Source organism: Pseudoalteromonas sp. Ld20 (assembly GCF_045064175.1).
Lineage (GTDB): Bacteria > Pseudomonadota > Gammaproteobacteria > Enterobacterales > Alteromonadaceae > Pseudoalteromonas > Pseudoalteromonas neustonica.
The window spans coordinates 79,656-100,316 of sequence record NZ_JBISHB010000026.1; the positions used below are offsets into that span (position 1 = coordinate 79,656).

Below are 20,661 nucleotides of genomic sequence, written 5' to 3' on the forward strand. Positions count from 1 at the left end.
CTTCTTGCCAAACTCATACGCTTAAAGCCTATTACTGACTTGATTGCTGAGTTAATTGCAGAACAATTGCTTCACATTGTGAATGACTCATAAATACTGGCACGGGATAATCTGGATGCGCTTCTTTCATTGCCGCTTGTGAAATACCCGATATATCGTTTACTTTTATCTCAGGTAACATTTTCGGTATGGCTAAAGATGCTAATAAATCATCAAACGTTTTAAGTAATAACAACGCCTTTTGCTCAGTACTTTGCTGGGGCTGTGTCAACTTACAATAATCCGCAATCTCAGCCAGTTTAGGGTATATTACTTTGCCATAAAACCTCAAAACAGGCATTAATAGTACACTATTAGCTAAACCATGTGCGGTGCCATATTGCGCGCCAAATTGATGCGCGATAGCATGTACATACCCTACCGATGTACGGGTAAATGCCTGTCCAGCGTAAAAAGAGGCCAGTAACATTTGCTCTCTGGCAACTAAGTTATCACCTTCGTTATAAGCAACTTTAAGGTTTTTTAAAATAAGATCTATCGCCTGGAGTGATTTTTCATTGCTAAATGCTAAGCCAATAGTCCCTATATACGCCTCGATGGCATGCGTTAACGCGTCGATACCCGTTGCAGCTGTAATAAAGTCAGGCACACTTTGTGTCAGTTCGCCAATTAAAACCGCATCACTTGGCACCAATGAAAAATCAGTTACGGCATACTTTGTTTTGGTATTAGGGTCGTTAACAACGGCTGCAACAGTGGTTTCTGAGCCTGTTCCTGCTGTTGTTGGAATAGCACACAAAGGCGGTAAAGATTTAAGTACTTTAAAAAGCCCTTTTAATTGTTTTACCGATTTACTAGGCCTCACGGCACGTGCTCCAATCAATTTAGCGCAGTCCATTACCGAGCCCCCACCAATGGCAATAATGCCTGTGCAATGATGTTCTATATACATTTCAAGGCCATGCTCAACATTGTCTATGGTAGGATTTGGAGCAACATCAGTATATAAATGCCAAGTTATTTTTTTCTCGTCAAGTTGCGCTAGTGTCTGCTTAAGCACGCCAAGCTTTTGTAAGGTCGCGTCACTGACGACTAACACAGGTTTTTCGCTATTCCATTGGGCTGCCCATTGCTCTAGCCCCGAATAACCTTGATATAAACGTGGGTGAGGTATACCAATGAAAATGACAATACATTTTAAAATAAAGTGATAACAGCGGTAAAAAACATGCATAATATTTAGCTTTTTTATTTTTATATAACCTGATAATGCAGCAATTTAAATAAATTGCCAGTAATACGCCGCACCTAACACACTAATATTTAGAAAAATGGTTAGCCACAGCACAACAATAAATGAACGCTTTTGTGATTTATGCCGAAACCATTGCTGTGCAATCAATGCCCCTGGCCAGCCGCAAACTAACGCTAAAATATGCAAACTACGTTCAGGTACTCTTGTTGATTGCTTTGGCTTTGCCATAGCTAAATGCTTATCCCATTTATAAACACAAATAGTTATAACCGTCATTAGAACATACGCACAGCTTATAATTGCAGCCCAATAGCCAAGCAAGCCGCCTAGTACTAACACACACAAAAAACTACTCGAAAAAATAACTAAGATTTTTTTAATCAATGAACTATCGCCTATACTATGCAAAGAATAACAACTAAAGGCGCTAATTATGTCATATATAAAAACACTTACCTTAACCTTTCTTCTCACTTTGGCGTTTTTTGCTCACGCCCAACCTAGCGAGCTAGCCCATGAGCTAGCAGTATTTAAACCTTACCTTGGTACATGGCAAGCTGATTTCAAGGTTGCTGATAACAAACCAAAAATTCAAGATGTAGGTATATGGGAACGTGCGTTAAATGGGCAAGCAATTCATACCAAGCACTCGATAAACGAAGGTGAGTACGGTGGCGAGTCGATGATTTTTTGGGATCGTGAGCAACAGTCACTGGTATTTTATTATTTCACTACTGCAGGCTTTTACACTAAAGGTACTATGAAGGTATTGAGCCCAACACAGTTTGTTGCATACGAAACTGTAACAGGATCAAAAGAAGGGATTACTAAAGTTAAATCTATTAGTGACTATAAAGACGGCGAGTTTATAGTGTCGACTTCTTATTTAAAAAAAGGTGAGTGGACTAAACCTGAAAAGCGTATATACACGCGTAGTGATAAGCAGGTTATTTTTAAATAACTTTAAATACTACACCCAAGCCACCTCAAGATACAGCGCAGGAAAGTCTGCGCTGTAAAAGCAACTGATTATTTTACAAACTTTTTGAATGGTGCATCGATTGGGGTATCTGCCAGATGATTTGTGTAATTACTCATTACTTTTTGTGATAAACCTACAATAATTTCCAATAACTGTTGCTTAGCATAACCTGCAGCAAAAAAGGCAGCTATTTGCTCATCACTTATTACGCCACGACTACGCGTCATTGCCAACGTTGTCTCGCGAAGTGCTTCAAGTTTAGTGTCTGCTAACGGTGTTTTATTTACCAATGCATCAACAATACTTTGATCAACTTTCATGCCCGCAGCAATCGCACTGTGTGCTGGTACGCAATAATGGCAATCATGTTCGACATTTATAGATTGCCAAACCACGGTTAACTCTTCAGCATTAAACGACGTATTTTGAAATAGTTCATGCAGTACTTGGTAGCCCTCAAGCAAAGTTGGCGCCTCTGCCATGACAGCATGTAAATTAGGTAACATACCAAATGCAGCGACTGATTTAGTCAGTAAAGGTTTTGCGGCTTCAGGTGCGTTATCTTGAGTATATAAAGTAAAATCGGTCATTATTTAACTCCAAAGTTGTCATTTAAATGTATTTACCTGATCTAGACTATTTGATTTTGAGCGATTGTTCAAGTTAAAATTGAGCATTCGTTCAAGAAGGTGATGATGATGGTCAATAAAGTAAAATTCGAGCGTGATGCGGTTGTCCGCACTGCCAGCCAATTATTTTGGCAAAAAGGCTTTAACACCACTTCAACCCGTGATCTACAAGATGCAATAAACATGCGCCCAGGTAGTATTTATGCTGCGTTTGGTTCTAAAGAGGGTCTATACTGCGAAGCATTAAAAGACTACGCATTGCAAATGCAAAACAAGTTAAATACCTGTTTAGCTGCACACTCAAAAGTGCTTGATGGGTTGACAATGTTTGTAACGCAGGTATTGATTGAAGACCAGCATCATGCTCCTAGCAACTTATGCATGCTTATTAAAGCAAATAGCGAATTTGGTGACGATCAACCAACGCTAAAAACATTAAGTCAAAATTTGTTAGGTCAATTCGAAGAGTTCTTAAGTATTATTTTTACAAAAGCACAGCGCCAAGGTGAGCTCGCTGAGGATTTAACAGCACTTGAATATGCGCGTTTTTTTCAAATACAATTTACTGGCTTGCGTAGTTATTTAAATAGACCAAATTCAAATAGGCTAGCTGCGGGACTAATAGCGCAAATGTTTCTATCTTTACAGCTGTTAAAATAGCATAAAAGCAGTGTGTTTTAGATCTCAACATTTTTGTATTAAGATCTAAAACACCTGTTGGCGGGTTTAAGTCTTTAATTTATTCAATGCATCATCTTGCTGTGCAACGAGTTGATTCAGCATTTGACTACCGTCTCCCGCTTGCGTTGATAAATCAGCTAATTGTGATGCTGCATCAGATATAAGCGTTAAATTCCGATTGATTTCTTCAGTCACAGAGCTTTGCTCTTCTGCAGCTGTCGCTATTTGTGTAATTTGGTTGGTTATTTCTTCAACCTTAACAACAACACTGTGCAATGCATCAAATGCGACTGTCGTTTCATCAACTGCCGTTTGGGCACGAATTACCCCTTTTTCAATTACGGTTGATGCATTACCCACCTCTAACTGTAGGTTATCAATTAGGCCACTTATGTCATCTGTTGATGCACGCGTTTTCGATGCTAGCGCACGAACCTCATCTGCAACTACAGCAAACCCTCGGCCTTGTTCACCAGCACGTGCAGCTTCAATTGCGGCATTAAGAGCAAGTAAGTTTGTTTGCTCCGAAATAGTCCGAATAACATCTAAAATTTGTGTAATATCGTTACTTCTTGCCGCTACTTTTTCAACTGCTTGGTTAGCCTGCTTGATTTCTTCAGACATTGTTTTAACTTGCGTTACTGCAGACGACAAACTTGTTTCACTGCTAACAACTAAGCTATTAATCTCATCAGCTTGCTGAGCCGATTGCTCAGATGCACGGGCCACTTCCAATGCCGTGGCGCTCATTTCATTCATGGCAGTCACTACGCTTTCAATTTCTTGAAATTGCGCTTGTACATTTTGCTTTGTATCTACGGCAACATGCGCTGCAATTTGTGCTTGATCTTTTGTTTGGCCTGACACATCTTTGAGCTGAGCAATCATATCGCGTAGCTTTTCTAAAAATGCATTAAAGCCAGTTGCTAAGGCCATTAACTCAGCATGAGTATCGACAGATAATGTTTGCGTTAAATCGCCCTCAGCGCTGGCTAAATTATCAACTCGCTGTTGAATTTGCTTAAGTGGCGCAACAATACTTTTGATCACTAACGTCATGATAATAAATGCAGCCCCAGCAATCACTAAACCAGACACGAGTATAAGCCCGCCTAACGTATTAGCATTATCTTGCATACTTGCGCTAAGCGCTTGCGGCCCTTCTAAGGCAAGCTCTATGGGTACTTCAACAAGCAATGTCCACTGGCTACCCGCAAGCTTAATGTCAATTGGGTAGTTAACTAAATATTCATCACCTGACTTTAGTACGCCTGCATTCTTTTTCAGCGCAACGTAATCATCTAAAATATTCCCAGGAACCGCTTCTTTAAGTGGACGACCTAACTTGTCTTTGTAGTGACTACTGCCCACAATCAAATCGAGTGAACTTAACAAAGTAACCCGAGCTTGACCGTTATACAGTTCTTTTGATAATTGCTCTGTCATGGTTTGAAAAACAGGTAAGGTAATATCCACCCCACTGATCCCAATAAACTTGCCCGAGCGCAGGATAGGTACCGTTAACGAAGTCATCATTTCAGAATAACCCGGTGATATTTCGTATAGGTATGGTTCCATTATGCAAGCTTTTCGATTGTCTTTTGCACACAAGTACCATTCAGCTTCACGTAGGCCAAATTCATTTTTAGTTGTGACGTATTTTTCTGATGCGTCATCGACAATTTGTTGATCAATCACGCCTTCACGGCTGCGAGTAAAATATATCTCTAAAGTACCTGAACCTGCGACCGAATGATCAAAACCGTTTTTAAATTGCTGATCATTACCATCAAAACCGTTCGCCTCAAATTGCGAATAAATTGATGAAAGTATTGAATTACCAGCAATAATGGAACGGTTAAGTTGTACAACAGAATCACGGGTTAGTGTTTCGTCTGCCGCTTCGTTACCAAGCGTAGCAGCCAATGAAAAAGGGACACGATAAGCCTCATTAATAAAACCGGCTATTTTTTCGCCGTATGCAGCTGCATTTGTTGCTAGCTTTTCTTCTACTTCAGCCACTATTAACGTCTCAGCCTGTGCTGAAAGTACCTTATTACTACTTGAAAGTTGCCACCAAAGCACACTTGATAGCACTAAAACGGTTATAAAAATACTGCCTAAAGTAAGCCATAGTAACTTTTTCGCCAACGCTAATTGCCGCATTCCACTTATCCTTTAATTAAAACTACGTCTATATTCTAGTCTAATTACAAATAATTTAACTACATTTATTGGGAAGATAGTATTAATTAATGATTTCATACCATAAATTAGTAAATATTTTATATTAAATCGTGGATAACGGCTTAGGTAATGCCCATACGCTGTCTTTAGGCCCGTACAGAGCACGATGTTTTGTAATTTTATAAAAATACATAAACGCAAACCCCGCTAAAAGCGCAACAATATCAACACCGATACTCGTAAAGTTAATTACAACGTATAAACCTAGTTGTGGCAGTAACATTGCTACAAGTGACGTAGCAGTGATTGCAAAACAACTAAACATACATACTTTTAATAATGTAATTGCCGCTTTGGCAGCTCCTTTGTAAAAGCTGTAAAACACAAATGAAAAAAATACACCGTAGTAACTGTATAAATACGCATGGTTTATATTATCTACCAACGGATACAACCACTTTGCTACCACCATCGTGATTGCTACACCCGCTATCGATCCTAAACACATCCCCACAGTAGCTGCAGCCATTAATCTACAAGCACGTGTTTGTTTTACATTTTCAGCACTTTGTTGTTTAACACGACGTTTTTCAAGCCACAATAAGTTACCACTGTAAAATAAAAATGCGCCGCCCAAACCAAGTATAAAATAGCTCCAACGGCCAATATCACCACCAAAGCTACCAAAGTGCAGCGCATAAAAACTGGCTACAATGCGATTCCATATTGCATCATCCGCTGTACTGGCTGAATTATTACTTACTTCAAGTGTAAAAGGATGCATAAAAATATAGTCGGTGGTTGGCCCGCGCATCAACGCTGTTGGGTTATAAATCCCCAGCTGTGCAAATGGCCATGCTGTATCAAGACCAACAAAACGAAGCTCTTTGATAATATAGCCAGGGGCTTGCTCATCTACAATTGCTTGAAATTTCGCTACCGGTGGTAACTCTGTAAATGGATAAACGTGAGCTACGGTGTTGCTCCTTGGAAATAATGGCTGATCGCCATATACCGCTGTACCTAAGCTTGCATAGATCTGGCTATTAAAAGTAAAGACCACAACCGTTAAACTAATAACAAGATGAAACGGTAAGCTGGTTATACCCACTAAATTATGGGTATCAAGCCAAAAACGTTTTTCGCTTTTATCTTTACGGATCGCAAAAAATTTTTTAGTTAAACTGGGTAGTAAAAATATGATGCCTGACACAATTGCCAAAAAATACACGATTGCGGCAGTGCCTAATACGTATTCTCCCGCTATACGGTAACCAATAGCTCCTGCTATTCCTGCACTACGGTGTAATTGATCAATAAGCTCAGCCAATACGCCTTGCTCTGCTCGGTGTGTTATCAGTTGTCCTTGTGCATTTAAACTTGCATGCTGTCGTTGTTTATCTAACGCTAAACCTCGTGCAGTACCCTTCTCGTACCACATCATTGGCGAACGAGTTGTATCATTTAAATAGAGGCTAAACCCGCTACGGGCTTTGTCGTGGCTGCTGGTTGCCTGACTGATCAAGCTGTCTAACTGCGTAAACTTTACTGGCGCTAATACATGATGAGGCGGGGTAGCCCATTGCGCTATCTGATCTTTAAACATAGTTAATGAGCCCGCAAAAAAACCAATAAACAGTATGATCCCTGCGAATATGCCAGTCCAACTATGGATTAATTGATAAATGCGCAAAACATCGCTGCGTATCTTCATCTACATACCTTAATAAATAAACTATTTAAATAAATACAGCGCGCCATACACCACACAATTACTTGCCGATAGCCATAAAAAAGCACGTAAACCACTTTTAAACAAAAAGCTAAAACTTACAATTAATAACCATATTAGTGGCGTTAGCCATACATTAAATTGTACTTTACTCTTTGCGTCTATTCCTCCGGGACCAAACCAAGCAAATAGGCCAACTAACCCCAGTGCTAATAAATACCCTAGTAATGTGGCGGCAATGGTTTTTGTCCACCAATCAGGTGCAATTCTGTTGCTTTTTTTTATACGCACTTATTTTGCCTTACTACTACGGTTTATTAGCAATGGCGCACAACCCAGTGTGACCATATTAATTACAACCCAAGTAAAAATTGCGTTACTAATCGTAAACAACCAAAGCCACCCCAGTAGTGATACGAATAGAAAAAAATAACCTAAAATTCGCCACGGTTTAACAGCCAATGTATTAATTAAAGCACCTTGATGTTTATTCGTTAAGTAGAGAAAGCAACACCCAAGGATTGAAAAAATCAAAAAAACACACTGCCACATGGCTACCACCCTTTATTTGTTGTACGTAAAACGCCCTGGATTATAAACTAACGGTCGTAAAAAAGGCGCATTTTGATTTAAAATGCGCCTTTTTAAAATTAATTTAACAAAACTTAGATCACCGATAATTCAATTGCGATATTACCACGAGTGGCATTTGAGTATGGGCAAACTTCGTGCGCTTTAGCGACTAATTCTTCAGCGATGGTTTTATCTAAATCACCAACAAATACAGCCAGTTTTACAGCAATCCCAAAGCCCCCTTCGATTGGACCAATTGATACTTCTGAATCAATACGGGTATCAGCAGGTAATTTAATTTTAGCCTGGCCCGCTACTAATTTTAATGCACCAATGAAGCATGCGGCATAGCCTGCTGCAAACAATTGCTCAGGGTTAGTACCTTGACCATCATCGCCACCTAAGCCTTTAGGGGTTGAAAGCGCGACATTTAAACGGCCATCGTCTGATTTTGCAGACCCTTCACGGCCACCTGTTGCAGTTGCTTTAGCTGTATATGCGACTTGTAGTAATTCTTTCATGGTCTTTTCCTTATTTAAGGTTAAACGTTAAAGTATTTTGTATGCAAAATAATAAAGCAGAAAAATCATGATTGCAAATACTTTGTGTGCAAATTAAAATGTATTGTCTAGCCGTATAGAGAGCATTCATGAAATACCCACAATTAAAATTAGAGAACCAAATTTGTCATCGCTTGTATATGGCGTCAAATTCAGTGGTACGTGCTTATCGAGATGCATTAAATCAACTGGATCTCACTTATCCTCAATATGTGGTTATGATGGCGCTTTGGGAAGAAGACAAAGTCAGTATTGCGCAACTATTAGAAAAAACGATGGTCGATGGTGGCGCAATGACACAAATTCTTAAAAAAATGGCCGATAAACAGCTCTTAGCGGTGGTCAAAGGTGAAACTGATAAACGTAAGCGAGTCGTTAAGCTGCAACCTCACGGCCTACAACTACAACAACAGGCTGCTGATATTCCTGAAAAAATTCGCTGCCAATTCCCATCTATTAATGAGCAAGAAGCAGCCCTGCTAATCAGTTTGCTTGATAAACTCAATACTGACTTAAGCTAACTATCAAAAAATATTTGATAGTGTTTTAGATACAACCCTCTTTTTCATATAAATTAATTAGCTATAGTAGGTTCATAAACACATTAAGGAGTTACCTCATGAAAGCCATTGGATATCTAGCAGCAACAAAAACACTTAACGAACAATCTTTTGAAATTATCGAGTTACCGACACCAATGGCGCATGACCACGATTTGCTAGTCGAAGTAAAAGCCATTTCGGTCAACCCTGTGGATGCAAAAATTCGCGCTAATGTAAGTCCTGATGAAGGTCATAAAGTCATTGGTTGGGATGCGGTGGGTATTGTAAGAGCAGTCGGCGATAAAGTGAGTTTATTTAATATTGGCGACCGTGTTTATTACGCCGGTGATTTAACTCGTTCAGGCAGTAATGCAGAGTTTCAACTGGTTGATGAGCGCATTGTTGGTCGTGCGCCTACCACTTTAAATGATGCCCAAACCGCAGCATTGCCACTGACCAGTATTACTGCATGGGAATTGTTGTTCGATCGCTTACAAATACCTCGCTCCAGTGATGCAAAACCCGCATCTTTATTAGTAATTGGTGCTGCTGGTGGTGTAGGTTCTATCTTAGTGCAACTAGCTAAAAAGTTGACCAATTTAACTGTTGTAGGCACCGCAGCACGCGCACAAAGTGTTACTTGGTTGCAAGAATTAGGTGTTGATCAGGTACTTGATCATTCACAAAGTTTAGATACACAAAGAGCGCAATTAAAGCTTACTGAATTTGATTATGTAATAAGCCTTACCCATACAGAGCAACACCTTGATGAAATTATTCAAGTGCTAAAACCGCAAGGTAAATTAGCGTTAATTGATGATCCAGCCAGTTTTGATATTTTAAAACTTAAACGTAAAAGTATCTCGCTACATTGGGAGTTTATGTACACCCGTTCGATGTACCAAACCGACGACATGATTGCGCAACATCAGCTACTTACTGAATTAGCAGAGCTAGTTGATAACGGCACCATTAAAACTACCTTAGGCCAACATCTAGGGAAAATCAGCGTTGAGAACTTAATGAAAGCGCACCAAATTTTAGAGTCTCATCAATCACGCGGTAAACTAGTACTCGAAGGGTTTTAAGCAAATTTCTTTTTGCACGAAAGCCGGCCATTTCGTGCAAAAACCCCCACACAATTTAAATTCTAATGCTCCAGTATTGTGCAATTTAGTCATTACTTTTCACTATATTAGTGCTTACACTCAAACATTTACTCTCCAAAAAACCTAATTATTTGATTTTAATATCATAAAAATAATTTTCCGTACTGGCATAGATCTTCCTTATATAAAATTAACTCACATAAAGTGTGAGATTTAACTTTATCACCTCGTTAACAAGGAGCGGGCTATGAGTAACTTTTTGTATTTATTATGGCACTTAGACATCAGCGTTTGGCATGTTCATGATGCTAATGATGCACACACTATGTCAGAAAAGGAGCGTAGAGATGTTAAATAACTATCCGCACTTAGACTAAGCGCTAAAAAGCTATCGGTACATCAATTAACGATCAGTGAAGCATCTGAACACTATGATTAACCTGAGCGCGTTATTTATAAAGCATAAAATTAGCTCATTTTAATTAAACTATTACTGGCTATTTTATGTATAGTTTTAATACACAAGATATTAAAATTACGAGATGACAATGAAATCAGTAGAAGTGAATTTTGACGGCCTTGTTGGCCCAACTCATAATTATGCCGGTTTATCATATGGTAACGTAGCTTCGCTCAATAATGCAGCTAGTTACTCAAACCCAAAAGAGGCTGTGTTACAAGGCCTTGCAAAAATGAAAGCAATGCATGATTTAGGGCTGACCCAAGGCGTATTTGCACCGCATGCCCGCCCTGATATCAATGTGCTGCGCCGTTTAGGATTTACAGGCACTGCTGAACAAGTGATCAGTAAAGCATTCAAAGCTGATCCGGTGTTAGTTCGTGCATGTTATTCAGCATCATCAATGTGGACAGCCAATGCCGGTACAGTGTCTCCATCAGCCGATACACTTGACGGCAAAGTGCATTTTACGGCCGCTAATTTAAATAATAAATTTCATCGCTCTCTTGAGCCCCAAACTACTACTCGCTTGCTTAAAGCCATGTTTAATAACGATGATTATTTTAGTCACCACACTCACTTGCCCGATCAAGGTTTTTTTGGCGATGAAGGCGCAGCTAATCACACACGCTTAGGCGATGAGCATGGCGAACAAGGACTTGAGTTATTTGTGTATGGTGCCAGCGCATTTAACAACGCATTACCAAAACCAAGTAAGTTTCCGGCACGCCAAACTCTCGAAGCATCACAAGCAATTTGTCGACTGCATCAGCTAAAACCATCTAGCCAATTGATGATCCAACAAAATCCTGACGTGATTGATCAAGGTGTATTTCATAATGATGTGATTGCAGTTGGTAATGCCAATGTTCTGCTATGCCATCAACAAGCTTTTTTAAATCAATCGCATGCATTACAACAAATAAAAAATGCCTATATGGGGAATAAAACGCTGCATATTATAGAAGTACCCACCGCCAAAGTAAGCGTGCAAGACGCCGTTACCAGCTATTTATTTAATAGCCAACTCGTTAGTCTAAAAAACGGAAAAATGTTATTAGTCGCCCCACATGAATGTAAAAATAACCAAGCCGTTAACTCCTATATTGAAGAAATGATCATGGCTGACAACCCCGTTGATCAAGTGCAATTTTTTGACTTAAAACAAAGCATGCAAAATGGTGGTGGCCCTGCTTGCTTGCGTTTGCGTGTTGCGTTAAATCAACCAGAACTTGCGGCCGTCAACCCTGCTGTCATTTTAAATGATAGCAAGTACCAACAATTATGTGATTGGGCTAATAAACACTACCGCGACAAACTCAGCAATGATGACTTTGCGGATCCTAATTTACTTATCGAAAGCTATAATGCACTTGATGAGCTTACCCAGCACCTTGAATTAGGCGCTGTTTACCCATTTCAACTAGAAGGTTAAGCAATGCACGATGTCGCCGCTGGCTACTCTCAAGTTTATAAAATAAATTCACTGCATGAATTTAAAGATTCGCTGAGTAATTTACTCATTGATAGTGTTAACTGAGGGGCATCAATTGGTTTTATCGCGCCATTAACCCACAAAAATGCTGATCAATATTGGTACAGTATTGAAAACGATTTACTAGGGCGTGCTGACCTTTGTGGATTGAAATTTGTTCAACCTAGGGGCGATTTAATCGCGGCGCGAGGTTTGTAACCTAGTGGGCTAAGTAAAAATCGAGCAAAGCTTGTGCGTCCTGCTCACGCCCCTTACCTACATCCGTGTAGGTAACAAAGAGTTAATCGCCCCTAGGAAGAACCCTTTGGGCAGCGCCTGTTTGGCATTTATACTGCGTTATCAACTATTTATGGGGAACATCACACACCATAGGCGCTGCCTTGCCTAAATACCAAACATACTGCTGCAAAATCAATCACGGAAGGTCAACACGCCCTAAACAACAACCGTGAGTTATTTATTATCACGGTTGGAACTGAGGTGATTGGTGCTGTGCAATTATCGTTATGTAGTAAAGCCAATGGCACACATCGTGGTGAAATTGAAGAACTCATGGTGCACAGCCAACATCAAGGTCAAGGGTTTGCCAAACAACTGATGAATACCCTTGAGCAAAGCGCGTTACAGCAACAACTAACACTGCTGGTGCTTGATACTCGTTTAGGTGATGTAGCCTCACGTTTATATCATAAATTAAATTATATAGAAGCTGGGCAAATACCACAGTTTGCACTGAGTTCATCAGGTGAACTTAACGCTACTGTGTATTTTTATAAACCGCTACTTTAAAATGCCATCCACTTTAAAATCATTGCGTTTAAAATAGCAACGCAATGATTTACAAACAAACGTAACCTATTCCTCATTAAGTCCCTATTGCCCACACCCTAAGCGTGCTTTCTTTAAACGGTTAATTGATGCGATAACTTGGGGAATAGTGCCGTTGTTATTTTTCACTAAATGCTGCTTAGTCAGCTTATCGTGTTGCTTGAGTGCAAGGAGTATTGCCGAGTAACTTGCTTGCCATTGTTGAACCGCTAAAAACAGCGGCTGCTCGCGTTCTAGTAATTGTTGCCACTTTAGTAGTTTGCTGTGTAGTAACAATAATTGCTGATCGTCACACGATTGCTGATAGTCATCCACCGCATAGTCAAATTGTTTTAACGTCAGGCTCTCTACGGGCAGTACATCCACAAGTTTATCCAGTGGCGCTAATTGATGATATTCATCACGTAAAAACGCTAAATGATGCAAAGTATAATAGTGCGCAGGTTCGATCAGCTGGCTAAAAGTAACGAGTGCATTAAGATCGTCTTTTGAACTAATTGGTAATTGCTTTAAACGCTGAATAAATTGTTGCTGATGTTGTAAACCAATTTTTTCAATCGCATAACGGTTCATAACATCAAGCCTGTTATACATATCGCGCTCATCTATTACACTCGCAGGTGACCAGAAACGCTCACCTATGGCATAAAGCCTTGGCCAAATGCGTGAATCTAGATTATCAGTGGTGATCAGTTCAGCCCAGATTGTCGCTTCACCACCGAGTACATTGCCTGATTTAACCCGTTGCTGCTCATGTATTAACTGCTGGTTTAACTGTATAAGCGATACCTTATCTGCGCCATGACTGGTAAACGCATAAGGCGTGTTGCCCACATATGCCGAGATACTAGCAGTATTTGATAAATTAAAGGTCAGTTGCGTAGGGCCAAGCCAAGTGTCGATTAACAGCTGATAGTTATCTGCCGTTTTAGTCACGTTATCGGTAATAAATGCCCCTTTACCAACAATGTTTACAATTGCGTGTATGCCGGCATGATCATCGTCACTTTCAAATACGGTAATGTCGCCCGTTACCGCACTGCCTTTTAAACGTGTTAGCGTAAAATCAACATGTCCTATCACAGCGTTTGCCGTTACGCTGGGCTTAACCGGTTGCTGCGGGTGGTTGCGATAGTGATAGCTACTCCACTGCGGTTGATCAATATAAAAACCACTCGATAGCAACCCGTCGTAGCCTGCTTGGGTGATCGCCGCGAGTGAATGGTGCCCGCGCCATGATTGCACTAAGGTATTTTTAGGTAAGCTTGGGTGCAGTACTTCATCCCAGCCAATCATTTTTTTATTGTACTTTGCTAATATTTTCGCAACCCGCTGATTAAAATAAGCATGTAGTGCATGGCTGTCAGCCAATTTTTGCTCGCGCATAAAAGCCTGTATTTTGCTGTTTGCTTGCCAATCTGTGTCGTCAATTTCATCGCCACCAATATGTAAATACGGATCAGGAAACAACCCCGCAAGCTCTGCCACTATTTCATCAACAAATTTATACACCTTAGGATTACTTGGATCGAGTAGCGGTTTAAATACCCCCCAACGTCGCTCCAGCTCAGTTAAAGTTGTACCGCTACCAAGCTCTGGATACGCCATTACAATGCTGCTGGCATGCCCTGGCACATCAAACTCTGGCACCACACGAATACCTAACATTGCAGCATACGCAACCACGTCTTTGATTTGCGCTTGGCTATAATACAAACCATCTGAAGCCTGTTGATGCAACTTGGGGTAGCTATTTAGCGCTATTCGCCAACCTTGATCATCAGTTAAATGCCAGTGAAATACATTGAATTTTGCTGAGGCCAAGCCACGTAACGTGCGTTTTACGTCTTCGATGGGCAAAAAGTGGCGCACACTATCAAATAATAAACCACGCCATGGATAAGTAGGCGCATCCGTTATAACTAAATTGGTCAGTTCGCGGGGCTTTTCGGCACTAAATATTAACTGCGATAAACTCGCAAGGCCACGTAAAACGCCATACTGATTACGACTGCTGAGTTTAATTGAGTTATCTGCAATCACAATTTTATAGCTTTCATCCATACCCAAATAAGGCAGAGCTGAAGCGCGTTGGCTGATACTTATTTGTAACTGTGCGTTTTTAACATCACGCCAATCAAGCTTAGTAAACTGCTGCGCAAACGTTGAATTCAACACCAATGGCGTTAATAACGCTTGATGCTGTTTACTAATATGCACACCAAGCTCAGCATTTAATTGGGTTTTACCTGTCATCATGATTACCTTTGCAGGCTTTGGCATGAGCGCAGGTTGAGCGCTTGCAGTTCTGGGCAGCACTACGATGAGCATGATTATGCCAATCAAATAAATAAACTTATTCATAATCAGTGTCCTGTTCGGTGGTGCTAAGTAGATTACTCGTTACTGTTGTAAGTGTTGTGCTCACAATTGCGCCGTTTGCAGCAATAACCTGTGCAGCAAGTTGTTGCGCCGTATCAACCGCAGCATCACACTGTTGCGATATTAAGTATTCAGCCAAAAACCCTGCGGCAAACGCATCTCCAGCGCCAGTAGTATCAACAATACGTTTTACAGGCTGCACGGGGTAACGCCTTAACAGCTGCTGTTGTATTACCAAGGTATCGTTAACCCCTTGTTTAATAATCACCAAGGTATGTGCGTATGCTTGATAAAAATTTACCAGTTGCTGATGCGAAACAAGCCCAAAAACACCAAAGTGATCATCATCCGTGACCAATAAAATATCGGCACACGCGTAGGCTTGCTTATAACTACTTTGCGCTTTGGCTTTATTTTGCCAAAGTACTGCACGGTAATTGCTGTCAAAAATAACCTTGCCACCCGCATTTTTATAAACCGCAATCGCGGCCATAAATAGCTGCCTACTTTGATCGTCCAAAATAGCGAGACTAATCGCCGAAAAGTACACGTAATCAAATTGTTTATCCTCAAGATCCGCTAAAAAAGCCTGCTGTTGATCTAGTTTAAAATATTCTCTGGCAGCACTATTTTTACGGTCGTAATGAAAGGTCCGCTCGCCGCTATCATCAAGAGAAATGCCATATGAGCCTAAAGTACGTGCATCACTGCGTAATAAGTACTGTAAATTAAGCCCTTGGTTTTGCCAGCGAGTGTAAGCCTGTTTACTTAATTCATCATTGCCGATTGCCGATGCAAAATATACCTCAGCGCGACTCATTAATAACCGCTTTAAATACACCGCACTGTTATAGGTATCACCACCAAAACACAGTGTATTATTTAGCGATAACTCGCGCATCGCTTCACCAAAAAACGCTATTTTAATCATGCTGCATTTCCTCGCGTTGCGCTTGTAAAATAGCCAAAGCTTGTGCTGATGTACACGTTTGTACAGGAGTGAGTAAAGTGACGATTGCCGCTAACGCAGCGGATGCTAAGGTAGCTGGAATAATAGGATTACTCCAATAAGCCAGCCAATTGGGCATTAAGATAATCGCCAGCGATACACACAGCGAAACAACCAAAGCGGTGATCGCGCCTTGCCAATTAAAACGCGGCCAAAAATGGCCAAATAACACACAGACACATAAGCCGGACATCAAAGTAGCGATCATATTGGTAATGTAACCAATCACGTCGTTAGTCAGTAGCGCCAATAATAAAGCAATACCTATGGTCATCACTAAACCGATACGCGACAGCATCACCACGTCTTTGGCGTGGGGCATACGTTTAAACACTAAACTATAAAGGTCGCGTATTAATACACTCACTGCGGCAATGGCATCAGAGCTAGCACTGGAAATTGTCGCCGACAGGCCCGCAATAATGACCAGAGCCGCTAAGCCAAACGGTAATAATTCAAACGCCATATACGGGAACGAAAAGGCGCTGTTTTCTAATGCGGGGTTAAGTGCATAGGCCACCATGCCAATAATGGCAGGCACAATAGCAAACACTAAATACAACCCGCCTGATAAATAAAACGATTGGCGAATACTTTTTACATGTTTGCCTGAGTAAATTCGCTGGCGAAATGATGGCGCCACTAACACACCAATCAATACCGCAAAAAATAATGATAAACCATGTACGTAACCAATTTTATCGAGTGATAAAAAGCTTTGATTAACAGCTGGCTGCGCACTTGCCATCTCTGCTAAACCGCCTATCTCGTACAGCGCGACTCCCGCCATCAAGAAAAATCCAACAAATAATATCAACGCCTGAATCGAGTCAGTCCATACCACTGCAACATAGCCACCAATCACCACATAAATACTAAAACCTAAGGCAATAATCAGTTTGGCTGAAAACGGTGATAGCCCAGTCAGCCACGCTAAATACATACCACCGCCAAGAATATGTGCCCCTAACCAGCCAATACTGGCGACAAAAATAAACACGGCAATGGTATTTTTGACTAATGGGTGGGCTCCAACATAGTAAGAAACTTCTTCACTCATGGTCATAAATTGATGCTCGCGCACCGGCGCAAATAACTTGGCCAGCAGCAAAATGCCACACGCGCCGCCAAGGCCGTAAATCATCCCTGCCCAGCCATTTAAGTAAGCAAACCCGACCGCCCCCATTGACGAGCCGGTGCCAACCATAGTGGCAACGGTAGTGCCTAACGTAAGAAAAAACGGTAAGTTACGTCCACCCAGTAAAAAGTTATCTCCCCCTTTAGAATTGCGGCTTACCCACCAGCCAAACCAGATCATAAAACCTAAGTAACCTAAAAAGGCCATTAATAATTGCCACTTCATAAGACACCCTGCTGCACCAATCCACGTTGTACCTTACGGCACTTATCATTATTAATTACGAGGTTGATGTTAGTTATTATTCTGTTGATTAATATATCTAAGCCACCTAAGAGCCGTTATTATTTTTTATGCTCTTAGGTATAAATTTTGATGTTGGCAGGAGAAGTTAAGGTGCTTTATAACACGTCACATCCACTTCAACTTTACAGTCGACCACTAAATCCGCCACAGCACAAATACGTGCTGGTGGATTAGCACCAAAATACGCTTTAAATACTTTATTAAACGACTGAAAATAACGTGAATCGGTTAGAATAACGGTAACGTGAACCACATCTTCGAGGCCGTAACCTGCTTCTTTCATAATATCGAGGCAATTTTCAATCGCTAACCGAGACTGATCAATAATGCCACCTTCAACAACTTCGCCATCTTTCATCGGGGTTTGCCCTGACACCATTAACCAACCACCCGCCTCTACTGCACGTGCAAACGGTAAATGTTGACCACCCGTGCCTTTACCGCCCTCAATACCAATTCGTCTAATCATGTTTACTTGCTCCTAAGGATGTTAAAAATTGACCCGAATACGCGGGTAAAACTCGTTTATCTTTAAATGTAGTTTGGCCATTAGTCCAGACTTGGTGAATACCTGAGGCCGGTAATTCTGAATCGACAAATGTTGCGTTATCAATAACCTCATCGGCATCAAATAGCACTAAATCGGCAAAGTTACCGACTTTGATCACGCCACGATTTGCCAACCGATAATTAGCGGCACTGAGCCCGGTCATTTTATGAATAGCGGTTGCCAGTGAAAAAATCCCTTCCCCGCGGCTATAATGTCCCAGCACACGAGGGAATGATCCCCATAACCGTGGATGCGGATGCGGGTCGCACGGTAAACCGTCAGAGCCAATCATGGTTTTATCAAACGCTAAAATAGTTTTTACATCGTCTTCGTTTAAACCATGATACACCGCGCCCGCAGGTTGCAATTTTTTAGCGGCGTCAAGCAAACTCATGCCCCATTGCTTAGCTATATCTGCCAGTAATTGCTCTGCCATTTCTGGATGGGCTTCTGACCAGGTAATAAAAATATCAAAGTCATCGGTCACTTGGTTTAAATCTAAGGTGCTGGAGCTGGCTGCATACGGATAAGCATCACAACTGCATTTTGAGTGCTCACCTTGCGCTATAAATTTTGCCAGTAGTTCAGGGGCACGCCCCCAATTATTTTTACCCGCACACTTTAAGTGGGAAATAATCACTTTAATACCAAACTCTTGCTCCATTGCAAACGCTTCATCCATTGCTTCAAGTACGGCATCAAATTCGGTGCGTAAATGGGTGGTATAAAGCGCATCGTGCTTTTTTAAAATACCGCCAAATGCGTATATTTCTTGTTCGGGCGCACAATGTGCATTGCGATAGGCAAGGCCCGTGCTAAGACCAAGTGCGCCTTGCGCTATGGCTTCATCTAATTGCAATTGCATCGCAGTAATTTCATCAGCGGTTGCTGGGCGCAGTAAATCAGTCATAACATTGTTACGCAGCGTAGTGTGCCCGACTAAAGCGGCCACATTCACATTGGCCTTTTTACGATTAAATGCATCGATATAATCGCGCATCTGCGCAAAGGTAAATTCGCTTTTCTCGCCCAATAAATTCATTGGATCTGGCGCATCGGCGTTTAATTTTGCAGGGGCGGCACTGATCCCACAATTGCCGGTGATCACTGTAGTCACTCCTTGGCTTATTTTTGCGGCCATATTCGGGTTTCTTAGCAGCTCAAGGTCATCATGGGTATGAACATCTATAAACCCAGGCGCGAGGCACAAACCATTGGCCATTATTTTGTGCGTCGCCTGCCACTGTGATAACTCGCCCAGAGCAACAATGTACTGCCCTTGTATTGCGACATCCATGCGCTGGGGATCATTGCCTAATCCATCAAACACGTTTGCTTGATAAATAATTGTATCTACTGATTGCGAGGTATCGTGCATCATTAATCTCCTAGTGGCGCTCTATCTGGTCCTTCACGGTACTCATCTAATTCATGCTTAATGCGACGCAGTTTTTCTCGAGATTTTTTCTGAGTCAAAATAGCCACTTCACTGGCCAATATGTCTACGGCCGCAAGCATGGCGTAGCGCCCTGTACTTGGCGTAAAAATATAATCTGACTCATTGGTTTTTATTGGTAAGTGAATCGTTGCGATATCAGCAAGGGCACTGTCTGGGCAAATGGCAATCACTTTAGCACCGTAATCTTTGGCAATACTTGCCGCGTCAATTAGGTCATTTGGTAAGCCAGTAAGCGATAACACCACCACCACATCACTGATATCAACACTTGCTGCGGTCATGCGCATCATCACCGGATCGCTATAGGCATTGCTTAGTACATCAAGGCGAAACAACCGGTTGTGGCACTCTTGTGCGACCACCGAGCTGCCGCCGCCAACGCCAAAAATTAAAGTATGTCGGCTCCCCGCAATACAACGTGCGGCTTCTTCCACCAGCGATTGCTCAATAAGCCCGGCATTAATATCTAAAATATCGTGTATTGCTTGATAAATGGCCGGAATATCTTCACGTACTGAGCTGCTTTCACTAATAAAGCGCTCACCTACTGCCAGTGATTGCGCAAGCTGGAGTTTCATATCACGTACATTATCGCAACCTAATGCTTTAGCTAAACGAGTAATTGATGCATGGCTCACTTTAGCGCGCTGTGCTAAATCACTTATACTTGCGGATGCTGCATATTGCAGATCGGCTAAAATTAATTGTGCAACAAGCTGTTCTGATTGGCGTAAATGACCTAAACGCTCTTTAATTCGCGAAACAATATCCAATTACTTATTCT

At 41.3% G+C, this 20,661-nt stretch carries 19 protein-coding genes; 6 read left to right on the top strand and 13 right to left on the bottom strand.

The window, feature by feature from the left end; translation table 11 throughout:
- Positions 1-31: 31 nt before the first annotated feature.
- Positions 32-1,234 (bottom strand): iron-containing alcohol dehydrogenase, encoded by a 1,203-nt coding sequence (locus tag ACJJVX_RS02505; protein ID WP_405629951.1) that lies wholly within the window; start codon positions 1,232-1,234, stop codon positions 32-34.
- Positions 1,235-1,279: 45 nt separating this feature from the next.
- A complete protein-coding gene (locus tag ACJJVX_RS02510) occupies positions 1,280-1,639 on the bottom strand; it encodes a DUF1294 domain-containing protein (RefSeq protein ID WP_405629953.1) in 360 nt (119 codons plus the stop codon).
- Between the two features lie 49 nt (positions 1,640-1,688).
- Between ACJJVX_RS02510 and ACJJVX_RS02515 the strand changes: the two genes are divergently transcribed.
- Entirely contained in the window at positions 1,689-2,216 is a 528-nt protein-coding gene (locus tag ACJJVX_RS02515; protein ID WP_405629956.1) for a hypothetical protein, read from the top strand.
- Positions 2,217-2,284: 68 nt separating this feature from the next.
- Here the strand turns inward: ACJJVX_RS02515 and ACJJVX_RS02520 are convergent, their stop codons facing one another.
- Positions 2,285-2,827 (bottom strand): carboxymuconolactone decarboxylase family protein, encoded by a 543-nt coding sequence (locus tag ACJJVX_RS02520; RefSeq protein WP_054204130.1) that lies wholly within the window; start codon positions 2,825-2,827, stop codon positions 2,285-2,287.
- Between the two features lie 108 nt (positions 2,828-2,935).
- Between ACJJVX_RS02520 and ACJJVX_RS02525 the strand changes: the two genes are divergently transcribed.
- A complete protein-coding gene (locus ACJJVX_RS02525) occupies positions 2,936-3,526 on the top strand; it encodes a TetR/AcrR family transcriptional regulator (protein ID WP_054204129.1) in 591 nt (196 codons plus the stop codon).
- 66 nt (positions 3,527-3,592) lie between these two features.
- Here ACJJVX_RS02525 and ACJJVX_RS02530 read toward each other — a convergent pair whose 3' ends face one another.
- The 4 genes from ACJJVX_RS02530 to ACJJVX_RS02545 all read right to left on the bottom strand — a co-directional run bounded on the left by ACJJVX_RS02530 (position 3,593) and on the right by ACJJVX_RS02545 (position 8,560).
- Positions 3,593-5,713, bottom strand: coding sequence for a methyl-accepting chemotaxis protein (locus tag ACJJVX_RS02530; protein WP_405629959.1), 2,121 nt, complete (start codon positions 5,711-5,713; stop codon positions 3,593-3,595).
- A gap of 124 nt (positions 5,714-5,837) precedes the next feature.
- On the bottom strand, positions 5,838-7,448 hold the full coding sequence (locus tag ACJJVX_RS02535; RefSeq protein WP_405629961.1) for a PepSY-associated TM helix domain-containing protein: 1,611 nt from the start codon (positions 7,446-7,448) through the stop codon (positions 5,838-5,840).
- A 21-nt stretch (positions 7,449-7,469) separates the two neighbouring features.
- Positions 7,470-7,757, bottom strand: coding sequence for a hypothetical protein (locus ACJJVX_RS02540; protein ID WP_054204126.1), 288 nt, complete (start codon positions 7,755-7,757; stop codon positions 7,470-7,472).
- A 374-nt stretch (positions 7,758-8,131) separates the two neighbouring features.
- Positions 8,132-8,560 carry an organic hydroperoxide resistance protein gene (locus ACJJVX_RS02545; RefSeq protein ID WP_054204124.1) on the bottom strand — a complete coding sequence of 143 codons (429 nt, stop codon included), beginning with the start codon at positions 8,558-8,560 and terminating at the stop codon, positions 8,132-8,134.
- A 128-nt stretch (positions 8,561-8,688) separates the two neighbouring features.
- Between ACJJVX_RS02545 and ACJJVX_RS02550 the strand changes: the two genes are divergently transcribed.
- From ACJJVX_RS02550 to ACJJVX_RS02565, 4 genes are all read left to right on the top strand, one after another.
- Positions 8,689-9,120, top strand: coding sequence for a MarR family winged helix-turn-helix transcriptional regulator (locus ACJJVX_RS02550; protein WP_054204123.1), 432 nt, complete (start codon positions 8,689-8,691; stop codon positions 9,118-9,120).
- A gap of 98 nt (positions 9,121-9,218) precedes the next feature.
- Positions 9,219-10,229: a zinc-binding alcohol dehydrogenase family protein gene (locus ACJJVX_RS02555; RefSeq protein ID WP_054452267.1), complete on the top strand. Its 1,011-nt coding sequence runs from the start codon at positions 9,219-9,221 to the stop codon at positions 10,227-10,229.
- A 569-nt stretch (positions 10,230-10,798) separates the two neighbouring features.
- Positions 10,799-12,145 (top strand): N-succinylarginine dihydrolase, encoded by a 1,347-nt coding sequence (gene astB, locus ACJJVX_RS02560; RefSeq protein ID WP_054204121.1) that lies wholly within the window; start codon positions 10,799-10,801, stop codon positions 12,143-12,145.
- A gap of 474 nt (positions 12,146-12,619) precedes the next feature.
- A complete protein-coding gene (locus ACJJVX_RS02565; protein ID WP_405630306.1) occupies positions 12,620-12,994 on the top strand; it encodes a GNAT family N-acetyltransferase in 375 nt (124 codons plus the stop codon).
- Between the two features lie 84 nt (positions 12,995-13,078).
- Here ACJJVX_RS02565 and ACJJVX_RS02570 read toward each other — a convergent pair whose 3' ends face one another.
- The 6 genes from ACJJVX_RS02570 to ACJJVX_RS02595 form a co-directional block, all read right to left on the bottom strand.
- Positions 13,079-15,397: a family 20 glycosylhydrolase gene (locus ACJJVX_RS02570; RefSeq protein ID WP_405629967.1), complete on the bottom strand. Its 2,319-nt coding sequence runs from the start codon at positions 15,395-15,397 to the stop codon at positions 13,079-13,081.
- Positions 15,390-16,346, bottom strand: a complete 957-nt coding sequence (locus ACJJVX_RS02575; protein WP_405629969.1) for a sugar kinase — start codon at positions 16,344-16,346, stop codon at positions 15,390-15,392. Before ACJJVX_RS02575 ends, ACJJVX_RS02570 begins: the two co-directional genes overlap by 8 nt.
- Positions 16,339-17,787 carry a sodium:solute symporter family protein gene (locus ACJJVX_RS02580; protein ID WP_405629972.1) on the bottom strand — a complete coding sequence of 483 codons (1,449 nt, stop codon included), beginning with the start codon at positions 17,785-17,787 and terminating at the stop codon, positions 16,339-16,341. Before ACJJVX_RS02580 ends, ACJJVX_RS02575 begins: the two co-directional genes overlap by 8 nt.
- Positions 17,788-17,953: 166 nt before the next feature.
- Entirely contained in the window at positions 17,954-18,337 is a 384-nt protein-coding gene (locus ACJJVX_RS02585; RefSeq protein WP_054452287.1) for a RidA family protein, read from the bottom strand.
- Complete coding sequence (locus ACJJVX_RS02590) at positions 18,330-19,799, bottom strand: amidohydrolase family protein (protein WP_405629975.1); 1,470 nt, start codon at positions 19,797-19,799, stop codon at positions 18,330-18,332. Before ACJJVX_RS02590 ends, ACJJVX_RS02585 begins: the two co-directional genes overlap by 8 nt.
- Entirely contained in the window at positions 19,799-20,650 is an 852-nt protein-coding gene (locus tag ACJJVX_RS02595) for a MurR/RpiR family transcriptional regulator (protein WP_054204114.1), read from the bottom strand. Before ACJJVX_RS02595 ends, ACJJVX_RS02590 begins: the two co-directional genes overlap by 1 nt.
- Between the last annotated feature and the right edge of the window lie 11 nt (positions 20,651-20,661).

Excerpts from the sequence above, each read along its gene's own strand:
- ACJJVX_RS02550 (WP_054204123.1), top strand. The coding sequence starts at position 8,689 with ATGAAATACCCACAATTAAAATTAGAGAACCAAATTTGTCATCGCTTG.
- ACJJVX_RS02520 (WP_054204130.1), bottom strand. The coding sequence starts at position 2,827 with ATGACCGATTTTACTTTATATACTCAAGATAACGCACCTGAAGCCGCA.
- ACJJVX_RS02580 (WP_405629972.1), bottom strand. The coding sequence starts at position 17,787 with ATGAAGTGGCAATTATTAATGGCCTTTTTAGGTTACTTAGGTTTTATG.
- ACJJVX_RS02555 (WP_054452267.1), top strand. The coding sequence starts at position 9,219 with ATGAAAGCCATTGGATATCTAGCAGCAACAAAAACACTTAACGAACAA.
- ACJJVX_RS02515 (WP_405629956.1), top strand. The coding sequence starts at position 1,689 with ATGTCATATATAAAAACACTTACCTTAACCTTTCTTCTCACTTTGGCG.
- ACJJVX_RS02525 (WP_054204129.1), top strand. The coding sequence starts at position 2,936 with ATGGTCAATAAAGTAAAATTCGAGCGTGATGCGGTTGTCCGCACTGCC.
- ACJJVX_RS02505 (WP_405629951.1), bottom strand. The coding sequence starts at position 1,234 with ATGCATGTTTTTTACCGCTGTTATCACTTTATTTTAAAATGTATTGTC.
- ACJJVX_RS02570 (WP_405629967.1), bottom strand. The coding sequence starts at position 15,397 with ATGAATAAGTTTATTTATTTGATTGGCATAATCATGCTCATCGTAGTG.
- ACJJVX_RS02575 (WP_405629969.1), bottom strand. The coding sequence starts at position 16,346 with ATGATTAAAATAGCGTTTTTTGGTGAAGCGATGCGCGAGTTATCGCTA.
- astB (WP_054204121.1), top strand. The coding sequence starts at position 10,799 with ATGAAATCAGTAGAAGTGAATTTTGACGGCCTTGTTGGCCCAACTCAT.
- ACJJVX_RS02585 (WP_054452287.1), bottom strand. The coding sequence starts at position 18,337 with ATGATTAGACGAATTGGTATTGAGGGCGGTAAAGGCACGGGTGGTCAA.
- ACJJVX_RS02545 (WP_054204124.1), bottom strand. The coding sequence starts at position 8,560 with ATGAAAGAATTACTACAAGTCGCATATACAGCTAAAGCAACTGCAACA.
- ACJJVX_RS02590 (WP_405629975.1), bottom strand. The coding sequence starts at position 19,799 with ATGATGCACGATACCTCGCAATCAGTAGATACAATTATTTATCAAGCA.
- ACJJVX_RS02530 (WP_405629959.1), bottom strand. The coding sequence starts at position 5,713 with ATGCGGCAATTAGCGTTGGCGAAAAAGTTACTATGGCTTACTTTAGGC.
- ACJJVX_RS02535 (WP_405629961.1), bottom strand. The coding sequence starts at position 7,448 with ATGAAGATACGCAGCGATGTTTTGCGCATTTATCAATTAATCCATAGT.